A 23830-nucleotide genomic window follows, 5' to 3' on the forward strand; every position below is an offset into this window, starting at 1 on the left:
CCTCATTCGACTCCCTGCGGCTCGTTCATCGATTCAGCTCGGAATGCCGGAGGAAGCGGGGGTCTGCGCGGAGGCGAGCGAGCGTCGCCGCTCTCCTCCCCTTCCCGCCTCGTCCTCGACCTCGGCCTGCAGCGACGAGCGCCTCGTACACGGCGCCGTGCAGCGCTCCCACGAGGGAACGCTCGCGCTTGGACAGGTCGGGTCGCTCCCTCTCTCCGTGCCGGCGCGCTCGCTCGAGGCCCGCCTCCAACGCCGCCGGCGACACGGGGCCGTCGAACAGCTCCACCCAGCCGCTCCCGACCTCCACGGCGAGGGCCCGCGTCGATCCGGTCGCCGGGACCAGGATCGTCTTCCGCGCGCCGAGGGCGAGCAGCGCGGCTCCGGAGTTGTAGAGGTACTTGTACGGCAGGGTGACGAGGTCCGCGCCTGCCAGGAGCTCGTCCAGCTCGGCGTCGTCGATGTGGCCGAGCCGCAGGTGGACGCGACCGTCGGCTCCGACCGCTCTGCGCACCTCGTCGGCGTACTCGGGGACAGCGGCCGCGCCGGCGATGACGAGTTCGCCGTCGGTGAGTGCGCTGAAGGCCGCGATCAGCTCCTCGAGTCCCTTGTAGGGCCGGATCTGCCCGAAGAACAGGATGCGCCGACCCGCTTCACGGGGGCCCGGGACAGAGGCCGACTCCGGATAGGCGCCGTGCAGGACGACGACTCCCCGGTCCAGGTCGTTCTCGTCGGACTCGTTCAGATAGATGCGGACGTCCGTGAGCCGGTCCAGCCAGCGCGCGAGGAGAGTCTCGACGGCACTGCCCGATTCGTGCGGTCGGAGGTTGTGCATCGTCACGACGACCGGCGTCCCCGACGCGAGCAGCCGGGCGATGAGCCCGAAGGCGAGGGCGGACTTCAGCCAGCGGCGCGGACCGCGCGGGGCACGGAAGAGGTACTCCGGCCAGTGCACGTGGAAGACGTCGTAGCGCCCGAGAAGGGCACGTCGCCAGGTGAACGCGACCGGTTCCACCGACGCCGGGAACGAACCGACGAGCAGCTCGATGTAGGGGTTGCTCGAGCCGGAGAAGTCCTTCACGGAGAAGAGCGCCCGGATCATTCGCGTGCTTCTCCTTCGTTCGTCTCTTCGGCGGACCGCCCCGGGCACCACGAGACGACCTGGGAGAGGGCACCACGGCCTGTGATCGGACCGCGACACGCCCGCTTCGGCGACGGAGCGGACGACCTCGGCCGGCGAGGGATGGTCTGACGCTACCAGTCGGGTTTCTCGAGGTCCGTCACCCGCCGCCCCCGTCAGAGTTCGGTGATGACGATCTCCGAGAAGCGAGTCACTCCTGCTGTCACCGATCCGAAGGTGAACCGCAGCCGGAAGTGCGTCGCCCACGCAGGAGCGACCCGGTTCCAGGTCGTCTGCTGATAGGTCTTGCGGAAGGGAGCCTGCGCGTTCGCGCCGGCGAGGTCGAGATTCGACACCGGGCGAGCGCTGCTCCGAGCGACGATCGGGATCCCCGACGAGGACACGCCGGTCACGGCGACGAAGGATTCGGACACGTACATCGTGCCCGTCGACGTGGATCCCGCGATGGTGAAGTCGACGCCGTACAGCAGCCCCGCTGTGACGGGGACGTCGATGGAGACCGCCGGACCGGGACCGCCGGCCACTCGGGTCATCAGCAGCTGGTTGCCGCTGGTGGTCAGCGTCATGGACGGGCTGGTGGTGCGGCTCGTCGCGTCGGCGCCATTGAGGAACGCGTCGACGGGCGCTGCGAGAGAGAAGTTCCCGTCGACGAGCTTGTTCGCCGCCTTCGAATGCAGAATCGACCCCTGCCCCGAACCGCTGCCGTTCCCGTCCGAGGTGACGTGCTGGCTGATACGGACCTTCGCAGTGCCACCGGCGAGATATCCCGATTTCATCTGCGTATTGAACATCGACAGTTGATGGACCTGGATTCCGCCGCCCCACCCTCCTGCAGTGGTCTCGAAGAGGTAGTTGGCCACCGGGACCTGATGGAAGAAGAGGTGTCCGCCTGAGATCGAGATCTGCGCAGCTGTACTCGACCCGGTGACGAACTGCGAGAGCGTGGAGTTCGCGCCGCTCTCGTTGATCTCGATATGCGGCTGGTGCAGGATCACCCGACCCGCGTCGACCTTCACGGCCTGCACGCAGAAGTCGATCGACGTCGAGACGAAGTGCAGCTCGCCGTTCGGGTTGGCGTTGTAGACGCCGAGGGTGCTGGTGCCGATACCACCGCCGATGAACTTGATGTTCTCGCCGTAGTTGACTCTGCCTGCGGGCATGGAAACGGCCGTCCTGCAGCGGAAGATGTGGAAGTTGTAGAAGCTGATCAGGAACGCATCGTTCTCGAAGGACACGCCGGTCCCGAAGCCCGAGATCTCCAGGCCCCAGAGTCCGAGCCCGCGCGTGGTGGCGGCAGTCGTGCTGTCGGTGTTGAACAGGATTCCGGTGCTGGCCGTCGCGGACGCTCCCGGCCCCAGCAGACGGAGTCCGGTGATCGCCGCCCTGTTGTTGGGGTAGCCGGACGTGGCACTGCCGATCACCGTGAGAGCAGGACCGCTGGTGATGGCGGTCGCATTCAGCGGACCGCAGGTGAACTCGAGCGAGATGTACGAGGAGTCGATCACGAGGGTGCGCGTGATCTTGAAGCTCTTCGAGATCGTCAACGTGACCTCTTGGCGAGCGGCGACGAAATAGTCGATCGCGGCGCGGAGCTTGTCCTCGTCAGTGGTCCCGGCGAATTCGAGGTAGTTGTGGATTCCGTTGACGCGGGTCGCAGGTATAGTCTCGTCCGCGGCTTCCGCGGCGGGTGCGGCGACGACGGCGGCCGCGGCCGCGGCCCCTCCGTAGCGGAGGAACGTGCGGCGGGATCCGGGTCCTGTTTCGAGAGTCGTCGTCATCTCCTCATGCTCGGATCATCCCGCCATCGGCTGTCGACGGCCGCACCCCCCGACCGCGGAGGGAAGCAGAGGAGACTCTGTCGTTTTCCTGGAACGACGACGCGGATCCATGGTTCCGCCCCTAGAAGGGGGGCCCAAGGGGCGGATCCTTCTTCACGAGCGGCCGCTCTCACAGGATTGCAGGATCAGCAGCTTGCCGAACGCCAGCACCTGATAGACCACCGCCAGAGTCCACTCGCTCACCCGCCGCGGCTCGTCGACCGAGCCGACCGAGAACGGTGTGCGCAGGCAGCGAGACGCGATCGTGCGGACCCGGGTCACATGCGGAGTGGAGGTCATCAGTGCCACCGAGGTCCAGTCGTACTCCGAGGAGAGCGTGTTCAGCTCGGAGATCTCACCGCCCGTAGTGAACGGGGAGGGAGTGAAGCAGACGACTCTGACCTCCTCGCCGGCATCGCATTCGGCTCGGGCGAACGAACCGTTCTCCAGGCGCGGAGTCGAGAGCACGAGGGTGACATCCCGGTGCTCCTCGAGCAGAGCGAGCGCACGGCCGACCCTGCGATCAGTAGCAGGACCCAGCACCACGAGCGCATCGGCTCCCCCCACGGGATCGAGAACGGGGCGGACGAAGAGGGGCACCGCCACCGCGGCGAGCAGTGCGACGGCGAGGAGGACGGCGAGCCACGTGCGCCAGAGGATCCGCAGTGAGCGTGCGGCGGATCGATTCGGGACGACTCGTCGGAGGATCGTGCCGACCAGCGCCCCGACCGCCGTGCCCGCGAGAACCGAGAGGAGGCCGTACAGCACGCCACCGACCGACGGCGGAGTGACGATCATCTCGACGGTCGACGCCCCCTCGAGCAGCGCGAGCACTCCGAGTGCGGGGACGAAGGGTCGACGGCTGCTCGCCGCCACCAGCGCGGCTGCCGCCGCTGCAGCCGGTGAGGCGAGAGCGCAGACTGCGATCCCTTCTCCACCCAGGGCGTGGACGAGACCAGTCGGATCATGGGAGCGGGCGATCCGGACGAACTGCCGCGAGGAGTCCGATCCGAAGGGATCGGCGCAGACGAGCAGGAGCAGAAAGGCGAGGACCGCCGTGGTCCCGGCGACCCGCAGGCGCCACCGGCTCACCGGAGCCTCCCCGGCCGACCGTGTCACGCCCAGCAGCCCGCCTCCGCGGACGCGAGGCGATCGCGCTCGCGTGCGCGCCTGAGGACGGGAAGGACGGGGAGGTCCGAGAAGAGCGTCACAGGAGCGAACACTACCCAGGGGAAGGGACGAGGAGGACCTGAGCGGTCGGGCTTCCGCCGGATCCTCGCCGGCGGGTGGCACGCCGACAGGAGACGATGCGCAGGACTGCGGGTGGACGGGATCGCGACTCCGCCTCCAGCCCTCCGGGCCGGCCTCCGAGCCCGACGCCCCCGGGACCGCGTCCCCGGCGCCGCCTAGTCGTTGCCGAGGATGACGATGGCGGCAGTGGGGGGAAGCGCGTCCTCGTGATAGCGCTCGATCTCGTCGATGGCGGCGGGATCGGCCTGCTGAAGGAAATGGGTGAGTCGCGCGACCTCCTCCGTCTCGCCGATCGAGTCGGCGGCGCGGCGGAGGGCGTAGAGGGCGAGGAGGAAACCGCGGTTGGGTCCGTGGCGCCACGGGATGGGACCCTGGCCGCGCCAGCCGGCGGATCGCAGGAGGTCCAGACCGCGGTGGTAGCCGACGCGGGCGTAGGCGTAGGAGGGGAGGGCCGCGTCGATGCCCCAGACGCTGTCGGCGAGCAGTGCCCAGGTCAGCGGGGAGCGCGGGTGGGCGGCGGCGAGGGCGGCGAATTCGACGGCTCCCGGGTTCGCGTGCTTCGCGAGGGCCGCGGTGACCGCGGGCTCGTCGGGGAGGAGGGTCGGTTCGGGGCCCAGCAGGTTCTCGCCACTCATGCCTCCCAGGCTATCCCGCTCGCGGCTGTGCGGGTCCGGGGTCCGGCCGTCCGGCGCACGACGGTCGTCCCTCCACCGGGGCGTCAGCGGAGGGAGCCGGGCGGTTCGCCGGTCGTCGCCGTCGTGCGCGGGGGTGCCGCCGATAGCATCGACCCATGGCGACGAACCGCAATGAAGTCGAGGCCTGGCTCACGGACATGGACGGCGTGCTGGTGCACGAGAACAAGGCGCTCCCCGGCGCGCCCGAGCTGATCCAGGAGTGGACCGATTCGGGCACGCCGTTCCTGGTGCTGACGAACAACTCGATCTTCACGCCGCGGGATCTGGCGGCGCGGCTGCGCGGGTCGGGGCTGCACGTGCCGGAGGAGCGGATCTGGACGAGCGCTCTGGCGACGGCGGACTTCTGCGCGTCGCAGAAGCCGGGCGGGAGCGCGTTCGTGATCGGCGAGGCGGGGATCACCACCGCGCTGCACGAGGCGGGCTTCATCATGACGGAGACGGCGCCGGACTACGTGGTCGTGGGCGAGACCCGCAACTACAGCTTCGAGGCGATCACGAAGGCGATCCGCCTGATCGTCGCGGGTGCGCGCTTCATCGTCACCAATCCCGATGCGACGGGGCCGAGCGCCGAGGGCGTGCTCCCGGCGACGGGGGCGATCGCGGCGCTCATCACGAAGGCGACGGGCAAGGATCCGTACGTCGTCGGCAAGCCGAACCCGATGATGTTCCGCTCGGCGATGAACAAGATCGGCGCGCACAGCGAGAACACCGGGATGATCGGCGACCGGATGGACACCGACATCGTCGCGGGCATCGAGGCGGGCCTGCACACCGTGCTGGTGCTGACGGGGATCAGCGACGAGGCCGAGATCGAGCGCTATCCGTTCCGCCCGGACGAGGTGCTGAGCGGGGTGCACGAGCTCCTGTCGTCGGAGCCGCTGGAGTCGGAGTTCCCGCCGGATTCGGCGGTCTGAGTCCCGGCGGCCCGGCAGTGGGTCGGGCGCCGGTTCCTGACACGGCACCGCGGCTCGCGGGGGTCAGAAGCGGACGTGCTGCAGCACCCAGGCGTGCATCGCGACGGCTGCCGCCGCCGAGGCGTTGATCGACCGGGTCGAGCCGAACTGCGTGATCTCGAGCACGGCCTCCGAGGCGGCGATCGCCTCCTCCGAGAGGCCGGGTCCCTCCTGCCCGAACAGCAGGAGGCAGCGCTCGGGGAGCCGGTAGGTCTCGAGCGGAACGCAGCCGGGGACGTTGTCGACGGCGAGGAGGGGCACGTCCGCCTCCGCGGCCCACTGCACGAGGTCGGCTACCGTCTCGTGGTGCTGGACGTGCTGGTAGCGGTCGGTGACCATCGCGCCGCGCTTGTTCCAGCGCCGCCGGCCGACGATGTGGACGCCTTCCGCGCCGAACGCGTTGGCGCTGCGGACGATCGAGCCGATGTTCATGTCGTGCTGCCAGTTCTCGATCGCGACGTGGAACGGGTGCCGCGTGCGGTCGAGCTCCGCGACGATCGCGTCCATCCGCCAGTAGCGGAAGCGGTCGACCACGTTGCGCGCGTCGCCGCGCTCCAGCAGCTCCGGGTCGAGGCGGTCGTCCTCGGGCCGCTCCCCCTGCCAGGGGCCGACGCCGTTCGTGGTGAGCTCCACGGAGGCGGTGGGTCCGGTCGCGGGGGTCGCCTCGTTCTCCTGCACGACGAGCGATCCTACTGGGCGCTCCGCGGCTCGGCCGGGTGCACCGGGCCGGAGCCCAACGGCGTCCTCCGAGGCCCGAGCGACGGCGCGCGTCAGGCCGCGGGGGTGCCGGCGAGGGAGCCGGTCAGCTCGCCGCCGCCCGCCCGGTCGACGAAGCAGTAGTAGCTGCGCTCGCCCGCGTCCCACTGCTCCTGGGTGACGGGGAACGCACCGGCGACCTGCACGTCGCCGTAGGTCTCGGCCGCGGCGACGTCCACGACGCCCTGCGCCTGGCAGAGCGAGGAGACGGTGACGGCCAGGGCGTCCTGGCCGGGGAACACCGCGTCGGTCAGCTCCGCGGTGGAGACGAGCTGGGCGGAGTGGGCCCCCGCGCAGTCCACGACGGTGAACTCCTCCGCCCAGACGGAGTCGAAGGGCTCGACGCACTCGCCGCCGAGGAGCGCGCTCCAGGCCCAGGTGCCGACGGGCAGCGGTCCGACGGTCGGGAGGGTCGCGGTCGGCGTGGGCGAGGGGGTCGGCTCCGCCGTGGGCGTCTCGCTGACGACCGGGACGGCCTGCGGCTCTGCTCGGCCGCCGGCGCTCCCGACGGCGATGCCGATCGCGAAGAGCCCGGCGAGGAGGATCACCGCACCCGCCGCGATCAGGCCGATCAGGAGCCGGCGTCGGCTGAGCGTGCGCCACGCGGGCGCTGCGGCGGGCGCCGAGTCGCGCTCGCGGCTCTCGGGTCGGGACCGGGCGGAGCGGCGCTTCCGCGGCGGAGCGGCGTTGACGTGGGCGGCCGCGGGAGCGGTGCGGAAGGGCGCGGGCTCGGCGCGGTCGGCGGGCTCGGCGGCCGGCTCGAGGTTCCACGAGTAGGCGCCGGCGGTCTCGCGCCACAGCTCCTCGTCGCCGCCGTCCTCGTCGGGCTCGTCATGCGGAGCGACGACCTGCTCCCACACGGGCGGCTGGTCCCAGTCCCCGCGCGGGTCGGGCCACTCGTAGACGGCGGGCGGAGTCGGCTCGCGCGGAGTCGGCGGGGTCGCGCCGACCGGGCGTCCGTCAGCGGGGTAGAGGGCGCCGGAGCGGTCCGCCGGGTCGACGTCGGTCGAGGATCCGGCATCGGGCTCGTCGTCCGGCCGGTGGGCGCTGCGCAGTCCGGCGGGGGCGGTCGGCAGGTCGGCGGGAGGGTCGGTGTGCGGCAGGACCGGGCGCACGGAGTCCGCTCCGCGGCGGTGCACCTCGGTGCGGCCGGCATCGGCGGAGGCGTCGGAGCCGGAGCCGGAGCCGTCGGCATCGTCGTCGAGGAGGGGAGCGAAGAACGCGTCGAAGGCGTCCTCGTCGGACACGTCCGCGTCGGAGGCACTCGTGTCGCGGGCAGTCGTCCCACCGGCACCCGCCTCGCGGACACCCGTCTCGCGGGCACTTGCCTCGCGGGCACCCGCCTCGTGCACTCCCATGGCGCGGGCTCCCGTGTCGGAGACTCCCGTGTCGTCGCCCGGAGAGCTCCGTCCCTCGGCGGAGACGCCGTCGCGGTCGGAGGAGCGCTCCGGCTCCACGACCGTTCCGCGGTCGGCGTCGGCGTCCTGCTCCTCCACCTGAGCGGAGTCGTCCGCGGGTTTCGGGAGGTCGCCGTCGGCCTCCTCGGCGGCGGGCGTCGCGCTCAGCACGGGCTCCCCCGGCCACAGGCCGACCGGAGCGGCAGGGGCACGGCGCGGCGCAGTGTCGGAGTCGCGGTCGCTCGAAGACGGTCCGGCCGCGTCGGCGGAGGAGGCCGACTCGCTCGCAACGCTCCGCTCCTCCGCTGACGCGTGGGCCTCGTCGGCTGCGGACTCAGCAGGACCGGACGTCCGCTCCGCGCGCGACTCCTCCACGGGAGGGACGGGGCGGGGCGAGTCGAAGATGCTCTTCAGGCGGCCGCCGCTGAGCTGCTGGAGCAGCCACTCGCTGCTGCCGACGGGACGCTCCGGCTCGGGTCGCTCCGGCTCGGCACGCTCCGGCTCGGAGGTCTCCGATCCGGCAAGCTCGGGCTCGCGGCCCTCCGGCTCGCGGCCCTCGGACCCGCGGCCCTCCGGCTCCGGGTGCTCGCCGCCTCCCGGGCCCCCGCCGCGTCCCCCCTCGTCGACCATCAGCTCAGGCCGAGGTCGGCCAGACCGATCGCGGCGAAGTACGGGTAGCCGGCGTCCTCGATGATCTCGCGGGCACCGGTCGCGCGGTCGACGACGACGGCGACTCCTGCGATCTCGGCGCCGACCTTCAGCAGGGCCTCGATCGCCTTCAGCGGCGAGCCGCCGGTGGTGGACGTGTCCTCGACGACGACGACGCGCTTGCCCTCGAGGTCGGGGCCCTCGACCTGCCGGCCGCGGCCGTGGTCCTTGGGCTCCTTGCGCACGACGAACGCGTCGTAGGCGAGACCGCGGGCGGCGCCCTGATGGAGGATCGCGGCGGCGATCGGGTCGGCTCCCATGGTGAGGCCGCCGACGGCGTCGACGCGCTCGATGGGCGCGATGAGGTCGAGCATGACCTGCCCGATCAGCGGCGCGACGCGGTGGTCGAGGCTCACGCGGCGCAGGTCGACGTAGTACGACGCCTTCTTGCCGCTCGTGAGGGTGAAGTCCCCGTGGAAGACGGCGTCGGAGCCGATGTACTCGATGAGCTGCTGGCGTGCGTCGGTCACGCGCCTACTCTACGGGGCGACCCCTCCCCCGCTCGGGAGCGCGCCCGCTGCGGCGTGCTCGCCCGCCTCGTCCCCTCCTCCGCGGAACTGGGTCATGTACAGCTCGTAGTAGGCGCCGCGCTGCTTTAGCAGCGCCTCGTGCGCGCCCTGCTCGACGATCCGGCCCGACTCCATCACCAGGATGGTGTCGGCGTCGCGGATCGTGGAGAGCCGGTGCGCGATGACGAACGAGGTCCGGTCGGTGCGCAGCGCGTTCATCGCGTGCTGCACGAGCAGCTCCGTGCGGGTGTCGACCGAGGAGGTGGCCTCGTCGAGGATCAGCAGCGACGGGTTCGCGAGGAACGCGCGCGCGATCGTGATCAGCTGCCTCTCGCCCGCCGAGACGCTGCCGCCGTCGGCGCCCAGCACCGTGTCGTAGCCGTCGGGCAGCTGGCGCACGAAGCGGTCGACCATGGTGGCCTTCGCCGCGTCGACGATCTCCTCGTCGGTCGCGTCCAGGCGCCCGTAGCGGATGTTCTCGCGGATGGTGCCCTGGAAGAGCCACGCGTCCTGCAGCACCATGCCCACGCGCGAGCGCAGATCGCCGCGCGCGAGGCTCGTGATGTCGACGCCGTCGAGCAGGATGCGCCCTCCGGTGAGCTCGTAGAAGCGCATGACCAGGTTGACCAGCGTGGTCTTGCCGGCGCCGGTCGGACCGACGATGGCGACCGTCTGCCCGGGCTGCGCCGAGAAGGTCAGGTCCTCGATCAGCGGCTGCTCCGGGTCGTACGAGAACGAGACGCCCTCGAACTCCACGTGGCCGTCGGTGCGCTGCGGGAGCGACGCGGTCGCCGTCTCCGGCTCCTGCTCCTCGGCGTCGAGCAGCTCGAACGTGCGCTCGGCCGAGGCGACGCCGGACTGCAGCATGTTCGCCATGCTCGCCAGCTGGGTCACCGGCTGGGTGAACTCGCGCGAGTACTGGATGAACGCGGTCGCGTCGCCGAGCGTCAGCTGACCGGAGGCGACCCGCAGGCCGCCGACCACGGCGATGAGCACGTAGGAGAGGTAGGAGACGAAGGTCATCGCGGGCATGATCATGCCCGAGACGAACTGGGCGCCGAACGAGGCGGTGTAGAGGCTGTCGTTGCGGCGGTCGAACTCCTCGAGCATCTCGCGGTCGCGGCCGAAGGCGCGGACGATCTCGAGCCCGGAGAAGGTCTCCTCGATGTGGCCGTTGAGCGCGCCCGTGTTCTTCCACTGGGCGGCGAAGAGCTTCTGGGAGCGGGCGCCGATCACGCCCGCGATCACGCCCGAGAGCGGGATCGAGATCAGCGCGATCAGCGCGAGCTGCCACGAGACGATGAACATCATCGCGGCGATGCCGATGATGGTGAGCACCGACTGCACCAGCTGCGAGAAGGCCTGCTGCAGCGCCGTCTGGATGTTGTCGACGTCGTTCGTGACGCGCGACATCACGTCGCCGCGCTGCCGGGTGTCGAAGAAGCGCAACGGGAGGCGGTTGAGCTTGGCCTCGATGTCCTGGCGGAGGTCGAAGACCACCCGCATCACGAGGCCGTTGAGGATGTAGCCCTGCGCCCACATGAGCACCGACGCGACGACGTACATCAGCAGCACGATGATGATCAGGCGGCCGAGGACCACGAAGTCGATGCCCGCGCCGGGCACGATGTCGGTCTTGGCCAGCATGTCGGCGAAGGTGCCGTTGCCCGAGGCGCGCTGCTGCTCGATGATCTGCTCGAGCGGGACGCCGGCGGGGAGCTGCGAGCCGATCACGCCGTTGAAGATCGTGTCCATCGCCTGCCCGAGGATCTTGGGCGCGATGACGGTGAGGACGACCGACAGCGAGACCAGGGCGACCACGAGGACCATCCGGGCGCGCTCGGGGCCGAGCAGCGAGAAGAGGCGCTTGGCCGAGGGCCAGAAGTTCTGCGCCTTGCGGGCGGGCGGCCCGTCCCCGAACATGCCGCCGTCGCCCTCGCCGGGCTCGAACTCGGGCTCGGGGGACGTCGTCTCCTCGGGGGCGGTGGTGTCGCGTGTGCGCGCCATCTCAGGACACTCCTTCGACGCTCAGCTGGGATTCGACGATCTCGCGGTAGGTCGCGTTCGTCTCGAGGAGCTCGTCGTGCGTGCCGCGGCCGACGACGCGGCCCGCGTCGAGCACGACGATCTGGTCGGCGTGGCGGATGGTCGACACCCGCTGGGCCACGATGATCACGGTCGCGTCGGTGGTGGCGTCGGCCAGCGACTCCCGCAGCCGCGCATCGGTCGCGACGTCGAGCGCCGAGAACGAGTCGTCGAACAGGTAGACCCGCGGCTTCGCGACGAGGGCGCGCGCGATGCAGAGCCGCTGGCGCTGCCCGCCGGAGACGTTGGTGCCGCCCTGCGAGACCGGCTCGTCGAGCCCGTGCTCCTTGCTCCGCACGAAGTCCTCGCCCTGGGCGATGCGCAGCGCCTCCCACAGCTCGGCGTCCGTCGCGTCGGGGCGGCCGAAGCGCAGGTTCGAGGCGATCGTCCCCGAGAAGAGGTAGGGGCGCTGGGGCACGAGCCCGATCACCTCGGCGAGCTGCGCCCGGTCGAGGGAGGAGACGGGCACGCCGTCGATCGTGACGGTGCCCTCCTGCGGGTCGAACAGGCGCGGCACGAGGCCGAGCAGGGTGGTCTTGCCAGCGCCGGTGGAGCCGACGACGGCCGTGGTGCGGCCCGGCTCCGCGACGATGTCGATGCCCGAGAGCACGGGGCGCTCGGCGCCCGGGTAGCCGAAGACGACCCCGGAGAACTCGACGCGGCCGCGCGCGGGCGTCGGGACTCCGCCCTCGGGCGTGGTGAGGCTGGTGCGGGCGTCGAGCACCTGCTGGATCCGCTCGGCGCAGACGACCGCGCGCGGGATCATCATCACCATGAAGACGCCCATCATCACGGCGGTGAGGATCTGGAGGAGGTACTGCAGGAACGCGGTGAGCGAGCCCACCTGCATCTGACCTGCGTCGACCCGCTGCCCGCCGAACCACAGCACGGCCGCGGTGGCCAGGTGCAGGATCATCATGATCGCGGGGAACATCAGCACGAAGATGTTGCCGACCTTGATCGACACCTCGGTGATCGCCGCGTTGGCCTTGCGGTACCGCTCGGACTCGAACGGCTCGCGCACGAAGGCGCGCACCACGCGGATGCCCGTGATCTGCTCGCGCAGCACGCTGTTGATCCCGTCGATCCGGTCCTGCATGAGGCGGAACAGCGGCAGCAGCAGGAACACCAGGAAGCCGACCACGACGAACAGCAGCGGCACCGACACCCAGACCAGCCAGGAGAGGCCGGCGTCCTCGCGCAGGGCGAAGACGATGCCGCCGACGCACATGATCGGCGCGGAGACCATGAAGTTGAGGGTCATCAGCACGAGCATCTGCACCTGCTGCACGTCGTTCGTGCCGCGGGTGATCAGGGTGGCCGTGCCGAAGCCGCCGACCTCGAGCCCGCTGAGCGAGTCGACGCGGCGGTAGACGTCGCGGCGCAGGTCGCGGCCGACGGACATGGCGGTGCGGGCGCCGAAGTAGACGGCTCCGATCGCCGCGGCGACCTGCACGACGCAGACCCCGAGCATGGTCATGCCGGTGCCCCAGATGAAGTCGGTGTCGCCGCGGCCGATGCCCTGGTCGATGATCTCGGCGTTGAGGCTCGGCAGGTAGAGCGCGGCGAGCGTCGCGACGAGCTGCAGCACGACGACGGCGGCCACCCAGCGCGCGTAGGGCTTCGCGTAGGCGGAGGCGAGGCGGAGCAGGATCATGGGTCCTCCGGAGGGGCGGAGCAGGAGCGGGAGGGGAGTGGACCGGGCTGGGGAGCGCGGAGCGCCGGGGAGCCCGTCGGGCCCGCACGGCGCGGGCGGCGGCGGCGTCCGGACGACACGAACGGCCGGTCGGGACGGCGCTAGACAACCATCGACCACCGACACCGGTTCCGCAATCCGCCGAGGGGATGACTCCCCCGGCCCGCGGCCGCCGGGACGCGCGGAGGACGCGCAGGAGACGTGTCGGCGGCGGCTCCTACACTTCCAGGATGCGCATCGCCACCTGGAACGTGAACTCCATCCGGGCCCGCACCGGCCGCGTCGTCGACTGGCTCGTGCGCGAGGACGTGGACGTCCTCGCCATGCAGGAGCTCAAGTGCAAGCCCGAGCAGTTCCCGCACGAGGCCTTCGCCGACGCCGGGTACCACGTCGAGATGGTCGGGCTCAGCCAGTGGAACGGCGTCGGCATCGCCTCGCGCCTGCCGATGGAGGACGTGCAGGTCGGCTTCCCGGGCATGCCCGGCTTCGCGAAGGAGGCGGCGGCCGACGGCTCCTACCCGCTCGAGGCCCGCGCGATCGGCGCGACGGTCGACGGCGTGCGCGTCTGGAGCCTCTACGTTCCGAACGGCCGCGCGGTCGACGACCCGCACTACCTCTACAAGCTCGAGTGGCTCGCGGCCCTCGAGGCGAGCACCCGCGAGTGGCTGGCCGCCGAGCCCGACCTGCCGCTCGCCCTGGTCGGCGACTGGAACGTCGCGCCGCTCGACAGCGACGTGGGCGATCCGAGCCTCGGCCCCGGATCCACGCACGTCTCGATCCCCGAGCGCGCCGCCTTCGCCGCCTTCGAGGACGCGGGCCTGCGCGACGTCGTCCGCCCCCTCGTGCCCGAGGGCTACACCTACTGGGACTACAAGCAGCTCCGCTTCCCGCGCAACGAGGGGCTGCGGATCGACTTCGTGCTCGGCTCCCCCGCGTTCGGCGAGCTCGTCACCGGCGCCTCGATCCACCGCGACGAGCGCAAGGGCGACGCCCCGAGCGACCACGTCCCGGTGGTGGTCGACCTCGACCTCGAGACGACCCTCGACGACGACCGCCCGATGATCTTCTGACCATGGCCTCGTCGAAGAAGAAGCGCGCGCGGGCCGAGGCCGCCTCGGCCGGCGCCTCCCGCCCCGCCGCCCGACCCGCGACGGCGCGCCCTGCGACCGCCCGCCCCGCGACCGCCCGCCCCGGAGCCGCGCACGACGAGTTCCGGTCCGACGCCTATGGCTCGGTGGGCGAGATCATCGCCGCCGGGAAGCCGCGCCGACGCCGCTGGGACCTCGTGCTCTCGATCCTCGGCTGCCTCGCCCTCGGCCTGCTCACGATCGTGCTCGGCTACCTCGCCGCGATCCTCTCGGTCTTCCCCGCGCAGTGCGAGGGCCAGAACTTCGCCTGCGACTTCGACCGGATCGACTGGGGCGTCTCGATCGCGCTGATCGGGCCGCCCGCGCTGACGCTGATCGCCGTGGCCGTGACGGTCGTGCGCTACCTCGTGGGCCGTCGCGCGTTCCTCGTGCCGGTCATCGGGTTCGTGCTCTGCATCGCCACCGCGTTCCTCGCCTCCTCGCTCGTGACGAGCTCGATCCCCGGTTCGGCGCTGGTCTAGCACTTACCCGGGGGGCGCGTCAGCGGTCGGAGCGGTCGGCGCTGGTCCAGCACCGACCCGGGGGGCGCGTCAGCGATCGGCGTGCTCGGCGCTGGTCCAGCACCGACCCGGGGGCGCGTCAAGGCGAGGTCAGCCGCAGGCGGGCTCGTCGTTCAGCGTCACCGCGGTGGGGTTGATCATCGGGGTCACCCGCACGGCCTGGTCGCCGAAGCCGGAGGCGTCGCCGGCGCTGAACTGCACGTCGAACGTCTCGGATTGGCCGGGCGAGAGCTGCACGGCGACCTTCGAGACGGGACGGCCGAGGTCGTCGAGGCTCTCGGGTCCGTACCCCGTGCCGTCGGCCCAGGCCGCGCTCGACACCGTGGTCCCGGGAGGGCCGTAGACGTAGATGTTGGTGACGAAGTCGCCCAGGGGGTACGCACCGCGCCCGCCGGCCGCGGCGACGTAGCCGGGCAGCGTCCGAGCGATCGCCTTCGAGATCGTGTTGGTCACGGTGACGGAGGTGGTGAAGACCGCGCCGGAGGCGGCGCACCGGCCCGCGCTCGACTGCGTGACCGCCGTGCTCAGGTAGTAGTCCATCTTCGAGCCGCCCGAGGCGTCCTGGAAGAACACTCCGGTGGTCGTGCCGTCGGTCGTCGTCTGCGGCAGGACCCCCGCGATCGGCGTGGGCGCGAGGAGCGCCTGCTCGTCGGCGTCGGAGCTGTAGGCGAGGATGCGGCTCTCGTCGACCGCCTTCACGATCGCCGGGAGCATCTTCGTCGGCTCCATCTCCCCGCCGAGGATCTTGCCCAGGACCGTCGCGCTCGCCTCCGAGAAGAACTCGTCGGTGCGCTCGGCCACGACCGACTCCGGGTAGCGGAAGTAGACCTCGTTGAGCAGGGTCGAGACGGTGTTCTCGCTCGTGAGGACCGTGCCGTCGGTGAGGGTCACCGGCCCGGTCGAGCCGAGGAGGTAGGAGAGGGCGACGGGGTCGATCGCGAGGACGCCGTCGATCCTCTGCTCGGGGAACTTCTGCGCCCAGAACTGTGAGGCGATCGAGGCGGCCGTCGGGAAGTCGGGGCGGCTGGTCGAGACGTTGAAGGTCGTCGCCATGTTCTCGCCGATGGTGTCGAGCGCGCTCTGGTCGACGGTGACGGGCGCCAGACCGCGGAAGTCGCCGCTGCCCAGCTGACGGCCGATCGAGATCGCGCCGCCGTCGACGTCGAGCTGCATCACCGACGACGCGCCGCCGCCCAGAGCCTGCGACTCCGCCAGGTTCTGGAACATCACCAGGTAGTGGCGCGGGCCGGAGGCTCCGAGGGAGTCGGGGAGGATCGCGGTGAGCGGCTCGACCTGCTCCATCGCCGCGGTGGCGGTGGCCAGCTGCGGAGTGAAGGAGTCGAGCGCGGAGGCGACCTGCGGCACCAGCGCACCGCGGTCGATGCCCTCGACGCGGGTCTGCGCCGCGTCGACGACCTCCTTGGCGACGGTGATCTTCTGCGAGAGCTCGGTGATCGCCGCGAGGTCGACCCTGCCGTCGACGGGCTTGAGGATGTCGAGCGAGGTCGTGGAGAGCGGCGTGACGATCCGGCCGGAGACGTCGTCGGCGATCTCGGTCGCGGCGCGGACCGCGGACAGGTTCGGCCCGAGGACGGGCACCACCTCCATCACCCGCCACACCGGGTCCTCGGTCTCGTCGCGCGCCTCGCCGGTGAGGGTCGCGATCCGGCCCGCGGTCTCCTCCGCTCCGGAGGTGTCGAACGTCGTCAGCCTGTCCGTCACCTGCGACACCAGCGGGATCGCCTCGGTCAGCTTGTCGCGGACGGTCATCGCCTTGTCGTAGGTGCGCACGCCGAGGAGCACCGCGACGACGGCGCCGATCAGCAGGACCAGGAGGACGATCAGCGTGATCCAGAGGCCGCGACGGCGGCGCGGCCTGCCGCGGGTGGAGCGGTCGGCGGACGTGGTGGTGCTCATTCGAGAGAGCCTAAGCGACGGTCGGCGGAGTGCGACCGGGCCCGCGCCACCGGCCCCGTCCCAGGACGAGGGACACGCGATGCGGATGCGCGGGCCGTCAGGCGCCTCCGCCGGGACCGAGCGGGAGGCGGAATGCTGCTCCGCTCAGCCCAGCAGGAGGGACACCCCGATGAGCACGGGCACCGCGGCGACCGTGGTCACGAGGGCCGTGTCGCGGGCGACGGCGACGCCCCGGTCGTAGCGCGAGGCGAAGGTGAAGATGTTCTGCGCGGTCGGCAGCGCGGCGGTCACCGTCACCACGAAGAGGTGCTCGGAGTCGAGGTGGAACGCGAAGCGCCCCAGCAGCAGCGCGACCGCCGGCATCACCAGCGACTTGAGGACGGACGCGACCACCACCTCGACCCGCGCCGGCCCCGCCTCCAGCGGCCGCTGCCCGCGCAGCGACATCCCGAAGGCGATCAGCACCAGCGGGATCGACGCGTTGCCGATGATCGAGAACGGCTGCAGCACGGGCGCGGGCAGCTCGACGCCGGTGAGTGCGACGACGAGGCCGAGGGCGGAGGCGATGATCATCGGGTTCCGCAGCGGCTGCGTGAGGATCGCGCCGACCGAGGTCCGCCCGCTCGTCGAGACGTCGAGCAGCGTCAGGATCGTCGGCGCGAGGACGATCAGCTGCAGGAGGAGCGTCGGGGCCACCCACTGCGGATCGCCCAGCACGTAGATGGCGACCGGCAGCCCGATGTTGTTGGCGTTGACGTAGGAGGAGGCCGCGGTCCCGATCACCGTCTCCGGCAGCGGGCGGGGGAAGAGCAGCCGCGAGGCCAGCACGTAGAGCAGGGCGACGGTCAGCACCGTCAGGAGCGAGACGAGCAGGAACGAGGAGAAGAGGACGGAGACGTCGGCCCGCGACAGCACGGTGAACAGCAGCGCCGGCGTCGTGACGAAGAAGGCGATCCGCGACAGGATCAGCCGGCTCTCGGGCGGGACGATCCGGAACCGCGCGATCAGGTAGCCGACCGCGATGACGACCCCGATGATCGAGAAGCCGGTGAGCACGCCCTCCACGCCGCCGCCTCCCCGCCGCGGCCCGTCCGCTGTCGCGCCTCCACCCTAGGCAGTGGCCGGGCGTTGCAGCGTCGGCGGGACGCGCCTACGGTGTGCGGCATGCCGCATCTCGAGGTCCCCGGCGCGAGCCTCCACTGGGAGGCGGACGGCCACGCCTCCGCGCCCGCCCTGCTGCTCGTGCACGCGGGCATCGCCGACCTGCGGATGTGGGACCCGCTCGTCCCCGACCTCTCCCGCGACCGGCTGGTGGTCCGCTACGACGTCCGCGGCGCGGGCGGAACGAGCACGGAGGACGTGGAGTACGACCCGCGCCGGGACGCCCTGGACGTGCTCGACCACCTCGGCGTCGAGCGCGCGGTGGTCGTCGGCTGCTCGCGGGGCGGAACGCTCGCGCTCGACCTGGCGCTCGAGCATCCGGAGCGGGTGACCGGCCTGGTCGTGATCGCGCCGGGCCTGGCGGGCTTCGACTACCCCGCGCTGACGGCGGAGGAGGAGCGGCGCTTCGGGGAGGTCGAGGCGCTGGAGCTCGCGGGCGAGCGGGAGGCCGCGGCGATCGTCGAGGCGGAGCTCTGGGCCGTGGGTCCCGACCGCTCCGCGGACGACGTCGCTCCGGAGTTCCTCGCGCGGGTCCGGGAGCTCGCGCTCACGGGCGTCGGCCACGAGGAGGAGGCCCCCCGCCCGATCGAGCCCTCCGGGCCGGCGGGCGAGCGGCTCGGGGAGATCGCCGTGCCGACCCTCGTCGTGGCGGGCGCGCACGACCTCTCGGAGTCGCTGCCGGTCTGCGAGCACCTCGCCGCCGAGGTGAGCGGTGCCGAGCTGCACGTGCTCGAGGACGCGGCGCACCTGCCCGGCCTCGAGCACCCGGAGGAGTTCCTCGCGGTGCTGCGGCCGTGGCTGGAGCGCCACGGGATCTGATCAGGCCACGGCGGCCAGGTCGAACGCCCAGTCCACGTAGAGCTCCGGCGGCTCGCCCTGCTCGACGAGGTCGATCCGGTCGAAGCCGGCCTCGACGCAGGTCGCGCCGGCGTCCAGGTCGCTCTCCGCCACGAAGGCGTGCACGAAGCGGGGCACGGGGAACGCCGCCGCCTCCTCGAGCAGCATCCGCACGGAGGCCGCGGTGATGCCGCGGGCGTGCGGAGCGATGCTCCACGCCGCCTCGTAGGCGACGACGCCGCGCGAGCAGCCGTACCAATAGCCGATGGAGCCGACGGAGAGTCCGTCCAGCTCGACCACGTAGAAGAACGCGTCGCCGTCCGCCCAACCGCGCAGGTAGCGGTCGTGGCGCACGAGGATCTCGCTCTCGCTCTCGAGTCCGCCGCCCGCGTGCGCGAGGGTGTCGCGCAGGACGGAGGCGTCCGCCTGCGGCCAGGGGAGCAGGCGGAGGTTCTCGGGGTGGTGGTCGATGCTGGCTGTTCTCTGGTCGCTTCCGGGTTCGGGTCCCGTCACGCGCTCCGATCCTCTCTCTCAGGATGGCTCGCCGATCGAGCGCGCCGCCAGGGTGTTCGGCGCGCCTGTCCGATCGGATGTCTCCGCACTCGGGATGCGGACACGGTGTCGCCCCATTTTCGACCCGATCAGGGGAGGGAAACGGAAGCGGTGAGGAATCTAGCCCCGGACGGGGGGTGGCACCTGCACAACACCTGGGCAGCCGCTGACCGCGGGGCCTCCGAGGGGCGGCGGAGACGTGCGCCCGCCCCCGCGAGATCGCCGCTTCGCTCCGCTGAGACGCAAGAAAAGCGCGCGCACGAGCCCATACGCTCGGAGTCGGAGCGCGTTCCGCTCCTGCAGCCCCGTATCACCAGCGTGAGGAGGATCACCATGTCGCAAGCCGTGCAGAGCACCGTCGTCGGAGAACCCGAGGTCGTCGAGGACCGCGTGGAGGAGTCCGCCGCCTGGCTCGACCTGAAGGCGGCCGCCGCCGCGCTGCAGCCGCTCCAGTCCCAGGACGGCTCGCTCGCCGGGCCCGAGAGGCTCGAGGAGGCGCGCACCCTCGTCGAGCGGATCGTCGCCGGCGTCCGCACCCTCGCCCCCGCGTTCCCGCACGACGCCGCGTACCTCGACGCGCTGGTCGTCGACCTCGAGCGCTGGAGCGCCGACGGCCTCGGCCTGCCGGACTTCCTCGACTCGCTCACCGCGTTCCAGCCGCAGCTCGAGCGCGTCGACGGCCGCCGCCACCTCGTCGTCTTCCCCATGTACACCCAGAACGGCAGCCGCGACCGCCACGTCGAGGCCGTCCTCGTCGAGGTCGTCTGGCCGCGGTTCGTCGCCGAGCTGGAGGCGGGGGACTACTCCAACGCCCTCTTCGTGCCCGTGCGCTTCGTCGACTTCACCGCCGGCTACGACACCGACAGCGCCGTGCTGTTCCCCGAGACGGTCGCGATGCGCTCCGTCCCGTCCTTCACCTGGGGCGCGATCTTCGCCGACCGCGAGGCGGCCCGGTTCCGCCGCGTCGTCACGGAGGCGGCCCGGATCACCCGTCTCGAGCTCCCGGAGGACGCGCAGCGCCTGCTGGCCGACCAGCGCCTGGCGGAGGAGTCCTTCGTGATGTGGGACCTCATCCACGACCGCACCCACATGCGCGGCGACCTGCCGTTCGACCCGTTCATGATCAAGCAGCGGATGCCCTTCTTCCTCTACTCGCTGGAGGAGCTGCGGTGCGACCTCACCGCCTTCCGCGAGGCCGTCGCCATCGAGCGCCGCCTCGGCGCGCTCGACCGCCGCGACGACGAGGAGGAGGCGCTGGCCGAGCGCTCGCGCTTCGTGCAGTACGCGATCCTGTTCGACCGGCTCTTCCGCTTCCCGCTCACCGGGTCGCGGGTGCGCAACTACGACGGCCTCGGCGGCCAGCTGCTCTTCGCCTGGCTGCACCAGCACGGCGTCCTGCACTGGACCGACACCCGGCTGGCGTTCGAGTGGGACGGCGTCGCCGACGTGGTCGTCGCCCTCTCGGACGCGATCGACGAGCTCTACTGGCGCTCGATCGACCGGCCGAAGACGGCGCACTGGCTGGCCGCGCACGAGCTGATCGCGGCCACTCTCACTCCGCACCCCGCCTCCGCCTGGGCCCGCGGGCTCCCGGACGAGGTGCTGCTCGGCGCCCCGCGCGGCCTCACCGACGCGGTGCTGGACGACGAGTTCCCGCTGTCGATGTTCTACGAGGCCCTCGGGAGGAAGATGGGCGACGTCATCGCCTCGACCCGGGGCATCACCGGCCGGGACTGACGTCGCGCCCGGGAGGCGGCGGGGTGCGCTCCTCCGCCTCCCGGGGCCCCGTCCGACCGGCGTCGGTTAGCGTGGGGCGCATGCCCTCAGGTGACGGAGCCGCGGACCCGCTCGATGCGGGCTGGATCCGGCGAGCGCCGAGCCGGGCCGGATACGTGCGCGACGCGGTCACCGCGGGGATCCTGCTGGTGGCGACGGTCGTCTCCGTCGCGCTGTACTCCTCGGCGGGATTCCCGGACGCGGCGCACCCCGTCGTCAGCGCCCACTGGGCCGTCCTGATGACCCTTCCCCTCGCGCTGCGCCGCCGGTTCCCCGCGAGCGTGGCGGCCGGACTCTCCGTCGTCTACGCGCTCGGGATCGTGCTCCAGGTGCCGGAGTCGCTCTTCGGCCAGATCTGCCTGTTCCTCGCGCTCTACACGGTCGGCGCGTGGGGCCGGAACCGGCGCACGGCGCTCGTCGTCCGAGTGGCGATCGCGGTCGGGATGCTGGGCTGGCTGCTCACCACCCTCGCCACGGGCGAGTACTTCGGCAGCTCCGTGCCGGTCGACGACTCCCCCGGCCTGCTCTCGCCCTACGCGGCGGAGTCGGCCCTCGCGGTCGTCTCGAACCTGCTCTACTTCGGCAGCGCCTACGTCTTCGGCGAGGCGTCGTGGCAGTCGGCCCGCCGGCTGGAGGCGCTCGAGACGCGCACGGCCGAGCTCGACGACGAGCGGGAGCGCTCCTCGCGGCAGGCCGTGTCCTCCGAGCGGCTGCGGATCGCGCGCGAGCTGCACGACGTGGTCGCGCACCACGTCAGCGTGATGGGCGTGCAGGCGGGAGCGGCGCGGCGGGTGCTGGCGCGGGATCCGGAGCGGGCGGCAGCATCGCTCAGCGCCATCGAGGGCGACGCGCGCTCGGCGATCGAGGAGCTGCACCGCATCCTGGTCGCGCTGCGCGCCGAGGACGCGGTCCCGAATCCGCTCACCGACGCCGCGTCCACCCGCGGGGTGGCCCAGCTCGAGGAGCTGGTCGCGGCGTCCAGCGGATCGGGCCTGCCCACCGTCTTCCTCACCCTCGGCACGCCCCGCGAGATCCCCGCGACGGTGGGGCTCAGCCTCTACCGCATCGCGCAGGAGTCGCTCACGAACGTCCGCAAGCACGCGGGGCGCGGCGCGCACGCCGAGGTGCGCCTCCGCTACGCCCCCGACGCGGTCGAGCTCGAGATCGCCGACGACGGCGGGTCCGGCCCGCACCCGAGCGCTCCCGCCTCCTGCGGACTGGGGCACACCGGCATGAGCGAGCGCGCGGCCGCGGTCGGCGGCTGGATCGAGATGGGGCCGAGGGGCGGAGGGTACCTCGTGCACGCCCGGGTGCCGCTGTCCCCCGTCCGGGCGAGCGTGCCGGACGCCGACGACCCGGTACCGTCGTCGGAGACGTCGCGGGGGCGTCAGGAGCGAGCGAGCGGGGGCCGCCCATGACCGAGCACGTGCGCGTGCTGCTCGTCGACGACCAGGAGCTCGTCCGCGTGGGCTTCCGCATCATCCTCGAGTCGGAGCCGGGGATCGAGGTGGTCGGCGAGGCCCGCACCGGTCTCGAGGCCCTGCAGCGCGCCTCCGAGCTGCGCCCCGACGTGATCTGCATGGACGTGCAGATGCCCGGGCTCGACGGCCTGGCCGCGACCCGCGAGATCGTGGCCGACCCGCGCCTGTGCTCGCGGGTGCTCATCCTCACCACCTTCGACCGCGACGACTACCTCTTCGAGGCGCTCTCGGCCGGCGCCAGCGGGTTCCTGCTCAAGAACGCGTCGCCGGAGGAGCTGGTCGAGGCCGTGCAGGTGGTCGCCCGCGGCGACGCGATGCTCGCCCCCGACGTCACCCGGCGCGTGATCGAGCGGTTCGCGTCCGTGCCCGAGCACACGCCGGCCGCGGCCGAGCACTCCGGAGTGGCCGACCTGACGGACCGCGAGCGGGAGGTGCTCGTGCACCTGGCGCGGGGCTGGTCGAACGCCGAGATCGCGGCCGAGCTGTTCGTGGGCGAGGCGACCGTGAAGACGCACGTCTCGAAGATCCTGATGAAGCTCGGCGTGCGCGACCGGATCCAGGCGGTCGTGTTCGCCTACGAGCACGGGATCGCGGTACCGGGGCGCCCCTGAGCGGTCGGCCGGGCGGTCAGCGCCGGGACTGGCTCGAGGCCGGGCGCGGCGGGGTGCGGCGGACGAACTCCATCCGGATCTCCGGCACGATCTTCCGGTCGAGCACGACCGTCATGTAGCGGCCGTCGACGCGGGCGCCGATCGCGACCACGTCCGGATCGGTGTCCACGCGGTAGCCGCGCAGCGCCTCCCCGTCCACGATCACCGGGACGCCCCGCACGACGTCCTCGTCGCGGAGGGCGGCGGCGACCACCGGCATCCCGCCGCGGCGGCTGCGCACGCGGCCCGGGAAGGTGTTGCGGAGCACGTCGCCCATGTGGGCCGCGAGGCGGGACTCCAGGGGCCGGCTGCGCTCGGAGGGGATCGGCACGGAGGTGCGGACCGCCTCCCAGAGCACCGGGTACCGCATCCGCGTCACCTGGTCGACCATCCACGGCGGCAGGTGGTCGTTCTCGGCGCGCTCGATCGCGCGCTTCTGCTCGGGGGACAGCGGGACGTGGTTGACGGGGTCGGCGCGGTTGCGCGGGTTCTTGTAGAACGAGTACGAGAGCGAGATCTCGACGAAGCGGCCGAGCGCCATCGTCTGCGCCGCGGCGAACTCCTCCAGCCTCGGCTGGGGCGCGAACGCGAGGACGGGATCGCCGAAGCGAGCCGCGATCTCGTCCACCCCGGGAGGGGCGGGCATGTCGCGGACAGCTCCCGTCGTGTCCATGCGCATACGTCAAGAGTGGCCTGCCTCCCAGCCGATACCAACTTCTTGACGGAGATCGGCTTTCGGGTCGTCGTCCTTTCACCTGCCCGAAACATGCGGGAGGCAGGAGGGGTGTCTCGGCGGGCGCCTC

The 23830-nt window shown here is 71.9% G+C and carries 20 protein-coding genes; 7 read left to right on the forward strand and 13 right to left on the reverse strand.

What is annotated here, in order from left to right; genetic code table 11:
- Positions 1 to 25: 25 nt before the first annotated feature.
- The 4 genes from C5C44_RS09070 to C5C44_RS09085 form a co-directional block, all read right to left on the reverse strand.
- A complete protein-coding gene (locus C5C44_RS09070; protein ID WP_104335721.1) occupies positions 26 to 1099 on the reverse strand; it encodes a glycosyltransferase in 1074 nt (357 codons plus the stop codon).
- A 194-nt stretch (positions 1100 to 1293) separates the two neighbouring features.
- Positions 1294 to 2916 (reverse strand): twin-arginine translocation signal domain-containing protein, encoded by a 1623-nt coding sequence (locus C5C44_RS09075; RefSeq protein ID WP_104222798.1) that lies wholly within the window; start codon positions 2914 to 2916, stop codon positions 1294 to 1296.
- A 153-nt stretch (positions 2917 to 3069) separates the two neighbouring features.
- Entirely contained in the window at positions 3070 to 4047 is a 978-nt protein-coding gene (locus C5C44_RS09080; RefSeq protein ID WP_104222799.1) for an ElyC/SanA/YdcF family protein, read from the reverse strand.
- Positions 4048 to 4361: 314 nt separating this feature from the next.
- On the reverse strand, positions 4362 to 4841 hold the full coding sequence (locus C5C44_RS09085; RefSeq protein ID WP_104335722.1) for a DUF3151 domain-containing protein: 480 nt from the start codon (positions 4839 to 4841) through the stop codon (positions 4362 to 4364).
- Positions 4842 to 4996: 155 nt separating this feature from the next.
- Between C5C44_RS09085 and C5C44_RS09090 the strand changes: the two genes are divergently transcribed.
- Positions 4997 to 5815, forward strand: a complete 819-nt coding sequence (locus C5C44_RS09090; RefSeq protein WP_104335723.1) for an HAD-IIA family hydrolase — start codon at positions 4997 to 4999, stop codon at positions 5813 to 5815.
- 63 nt (positions 5816 to 5878) lie between these two features.
- Here the strand turns inward: C5C44_RS09090 and C5C44_RS09095 are convergent, their stop codons facing one another.
- From C5C44_RS09095 to C5C44_RS09115, 5 genes are all read right to left on the reverse strand, one after another.
- Positions 5879 to 6532 (reverse strand): TrmH family RNA methyltransferase, encoded by a 654-nt coding sequence (locus C5C44_RS09095; RefSeq protein ID WP_104225722.1) that lies wholly within the window; start codon positions 6530 to 6532, stop codon positions 5879 to 5881.
- 92 nt (positions 6533 to 6624) lie between these two features.
- Positions 6625 to 8637 carry a hypothetical protein gene (locus tag C5C44_RS09100; RefSeq protein WP_104335724.1) on the reverse strand — a complete coding sequence of 671 codons (2013 nt, stop codon included), beginning with the start codon at positions 8635 to 8637 and terminating at the stop codon, positions 6625 to 6627.
- Entirely contained in the window at positions 8637 to 9185 is a 549-nt protein-coding gene (gene pyrE / locus C5C44_RS09105) for an orotate phosphoribosyltransferase (protein WP_104222804.1), read from the reverse strand. Before pyrE ends, C5C44_RS09100 begins: the two co-directional genes overlap by 1 nt.
- 9 nt (positions 9186 to 9194) lie before the next feature.
- The gene (locus tag C5C44_RS09110) at positions 9195 to 11231 is read right to left on the reverse strand and encodes an ABC transporter ATP-binding protein (RefSeq protein WP_104335725.1); all 2037 of its coding nucleotides are present in this window, start codon (positions 11229 to 11231) and stop codon (positions 9195 to 9197) included.
- 1 nt (position 11232) lies between these two features.
- Complete coding sequence (locus tag C5C44_RS09115) at positions 11233 to 12966, reverse strand: ABC transporter ATP-binding protein (protein ID WP_104239193.1); 1734 nt, start codon at positions 12964 to 12966, stop codon at positions 11233 to 11235.
- Between the two features lie 269 nt (positions 12967 to 13235).
- Between C5C44_RS09115 and C5C44_RS09120 the strand changes: the two genes are divergently transcribed.
- On the forward strand, positions 13236 to 14075 hold the full coding sequence (locus C5C44_RS09120) for an exodeoxyribonuclease III (RefSeq protein ID WP_104269033.1): 840 nt from the start codon (positions 13236 to 13238) through the stop codon (positions 14073 to 14075).
- Between the two features lie 2 nt (positions 14076 to 14077).
- Entirely contained in the window at positions 14078 to 14614 is a 537-nt protein-coding gene (locus C5C44_RS09125; RefSeq protein ID WP_104335726.1) for a hypothetical protein, read from the forward strand.
- Positions 14615 to 14743: 129 nt separating this feature from the next.
- Here the strand turns inward: C5C44_RS09125 and C5C44_RS09130 are convergent, their stop codons facing one another.
- Both C5C44_RS09130 and C5C44_RS09135 read right to left on the reverse strand, forming a co-directional pair.
- Positions 14744 to 16570, reverse strand: a complete 1827-nt coding sequence (locus C5C44_RS09130; RefSeq protein ID WP_104335727.1) for a DUF4012 domain-containing protein — start codon at positions 16568 to 16570, stop codon at positions 14744 to 14746.
- Between the two features lie 144 nt (positions 16571 to 16714).
- Complete coding sequence (locus C5C44_RS09135) at positions 16715 to 17635, reverse strand: AEC family transporter (protein ID WP_104222809.1); 921 nt, start codon at positions 17633 to 17635, stop codon at positions 16715 to 16717.
- 99 nt (positions 17636 to 17734) lie between these two features.
- Between C5C44_RS09135 and C5C44_RS09140 the strand changes: the two genes are divergently transcribed.
- Positions 17735 to 18550: an alpha/beta fold hydrolase gene (locus tag C5C44_RS09140; RefSeq protein ID WP_104258172.1), complete on the forward strand. Its 816-nt coding sequence runs from the start codon at positions 17735 to 17737 to the stop codon at positions 18548 to 18550.
- On the opposite strand, the gene C5C44_RS09145 is transcribed toward C5C44_RS09140, so the two are convergent.
- Positions 18551 to 19081 (reverse strand): hypothetical protein, encoded by a 531-nt coding sequence (locus C5C44_RS09145; protein ID WP_104222811.1) that lies wholly within the window; start codon positions 19079 to 19081, stop codon positions 18551 to 18553.
- Between the two features lie 372 nt (positions 19082 to 19453).
- Here C5C44_RS09145 and C5C44_RS09150 point away from each other — a divergent pair, with 372 nt between their 5' ends.
- From C5C44_RS09150 to C5C44_RS09160, 3 genes are all read left to right on the forward strand, one after another.
- The gene (locus tag C5C44_RS09150) at positions 19454 to 20857 is read left to right on the forward strand and encodes a DUF6421 family protein (protein WP_104335728.1); all 1404 of its coding nucleotides are present in this window, start codon (positions 19454 to 19456) and stop codon (positions 20855 to 20857) included.
- An 80-nt stretch (positions 20858 to 20937) separates the two neighbouring features.
- A complete protein-coding gene (locus C5C44_RS09155) occupies positions 20938 to 22314 on the forward strand; it encodes a sensor histidine kinase (protein ID WP_104234378.1) in 1377 nt (458 codons plus the stop codon).
- A complete protein-coding gene (locus tag C5C44_RS09160) occupies positions 22311 to 22988 on the forward strand; it encodes a response regulator transcription factor (protein ID WP_104250690.1) in 678 nt (225 codons plus the stop codon). Before C5C44_RS09155 ends, C5C44_RS09160 begins: the two co-directional genes overlap by 4 nt.
- A 16-nt stretch (positions 22989 to 23004) precedes the next feature.
- Here C5C44_RS09160 and C5C44_RS09165 read toward each other — a convergent pair whose 3' ends face one another.
- The gene (locus C5C44_RS09165; RefSeq protein WP_104335729.1) at positions 23005 to 23700 is read right to left on the reverse strand and encodes a hypothetical protein; all 696 of its coding nucleotides are present in this window, start codon (positions 23698 to 23700) and stop codon (positions 23005 to 23007) included.
- Between the last annotated feature and the right edge of the window lie 130 nt (positions 23701 to 23830).

The sequence above is a fragment of the Rathayibacter sp. AY1F6 genome (assembly GCF_002932035.1).
GTDB lineage: Bacteria > Actinomycetota > Actinomycetes > Actinomycetales > Microbacteriaceae > Rathayibacter.

What these genes read in the sequence shown, in the direction of transcription:
- C5C44_RS09070 (WP_104335721.1), bottom strand. Translation starts at nt 1,099, where the DNA reads ATGATCCGGGCGCTCTTCTCCGTGAAGGACTTCTCCGGCTCGAGCAAC.
- C5C44_RS09075 (WP_104222798.1), bottom strand. Translation starts at nt 2,916, where the DNA reads ATGACGACGACTCTCGAAACAGGACCCGGATCCCGCCGCACGTTCCTC.
- C5C44_RS09085 (WP_104335722.1), bottom strand. Translation starts at nt 4,841, where the DNA reads ATGAGTGGCGAGAACCTGCTGGGCCCCGAACCGACCCTCCTCCCCGAC.
- C5C44_RS09090 (WP_104335723.1), top strand. Translation starts at nt 4,997, where the DNA reads ATGGCGACGAACCGCAATGAAGTCGAGGCCTGGCTCACGGACATGGAC.
- C5C44_RS09100 (WP_104335724.1), bottom strand. Translation starts at nt 8,637, where the DNA reads ATGGTCGACGAGGGGGGACGCGGCGGGGGCCCGGGAGGCGGCGAGCAC.
- C5C44_RS09110 (WP_104335725.1), bottom strand. Translation starts at nt 11,231, where the DNA reads ATGGCGCGCACACGCGACACCACCGCCCCCGAGGAGACGACGTCCCCC.
- C5C44_RS09115 (WP_104239193.1), bottom strand. Translation starts at nt 12,966, where the DNA reads ATGATCCTGCTCCGCCTCGCCTCCGCCTACGCGAAGCCCTACGCGCGC.
- C5C44_RS09120 (WP_104269033.1), top strand. Translation starts at nt 13,236, where the DNA reads ATGCGCATCGCCACCTGGAACGTGAACTCCATCCGGGCCCGCACCGGC.
- C5C44_RS09125 (WP_104335726.1), top strand. Translation starts at nt 14,078, where the DNA reads ATGGCCTCGTCGAAGAAGAAGCGCGCGCGGGCCGAGGCCGCCTCGGCC.
- C5C44_RS09130 (WP_104335727.1), bottom strand. Translation starts at nt 16,570, where the DNA reads ATGAGCACCACCACGTCCGCCGACCGCTCCACCCGCGGCAGGCCGCGC.
- C5C44_RS09140 (WP_104258172.1), top strand. Translation starts at nt 17,735, where the DNA reads ATGCCGCATCTCGAGGTCCCCGGCGCGAGCCTCCACTGGGAGGCGGAC.
- C5C44_RS09150 (WP_104335728.1), top strand. Translation starts at nt 19,454, where the DNA reads ATGTCGCAAGCCGTGCAGAGCACCGTCGTCGGAGAACCCGAGGTCGTC.
- C5C44_RS09155 (WP_104234378.1), top strand. Translation starts at nt 20,938, where the DNA reads ATGCCCTCAGGTGACGGAGCCGCGGACCCGCTCGATGCGGGCTGGATC.
- C5C44_RS09160 (WP_104250690.1), top strand. Translation starts at nt 22,311, where the DNA reads ATGACCGAGCACGTGCGCGTGCTGCTCGTCGACGACCAGGAGCTCGTC.
- C5C44_RS09165 (WP_104335729.1), bottom strand. Translation starts at nt 23,700, where the DNA reads ATGGACACGACGGGAGCTGTCCGCGACATGCCCGCCCCTCCCGGGGTG.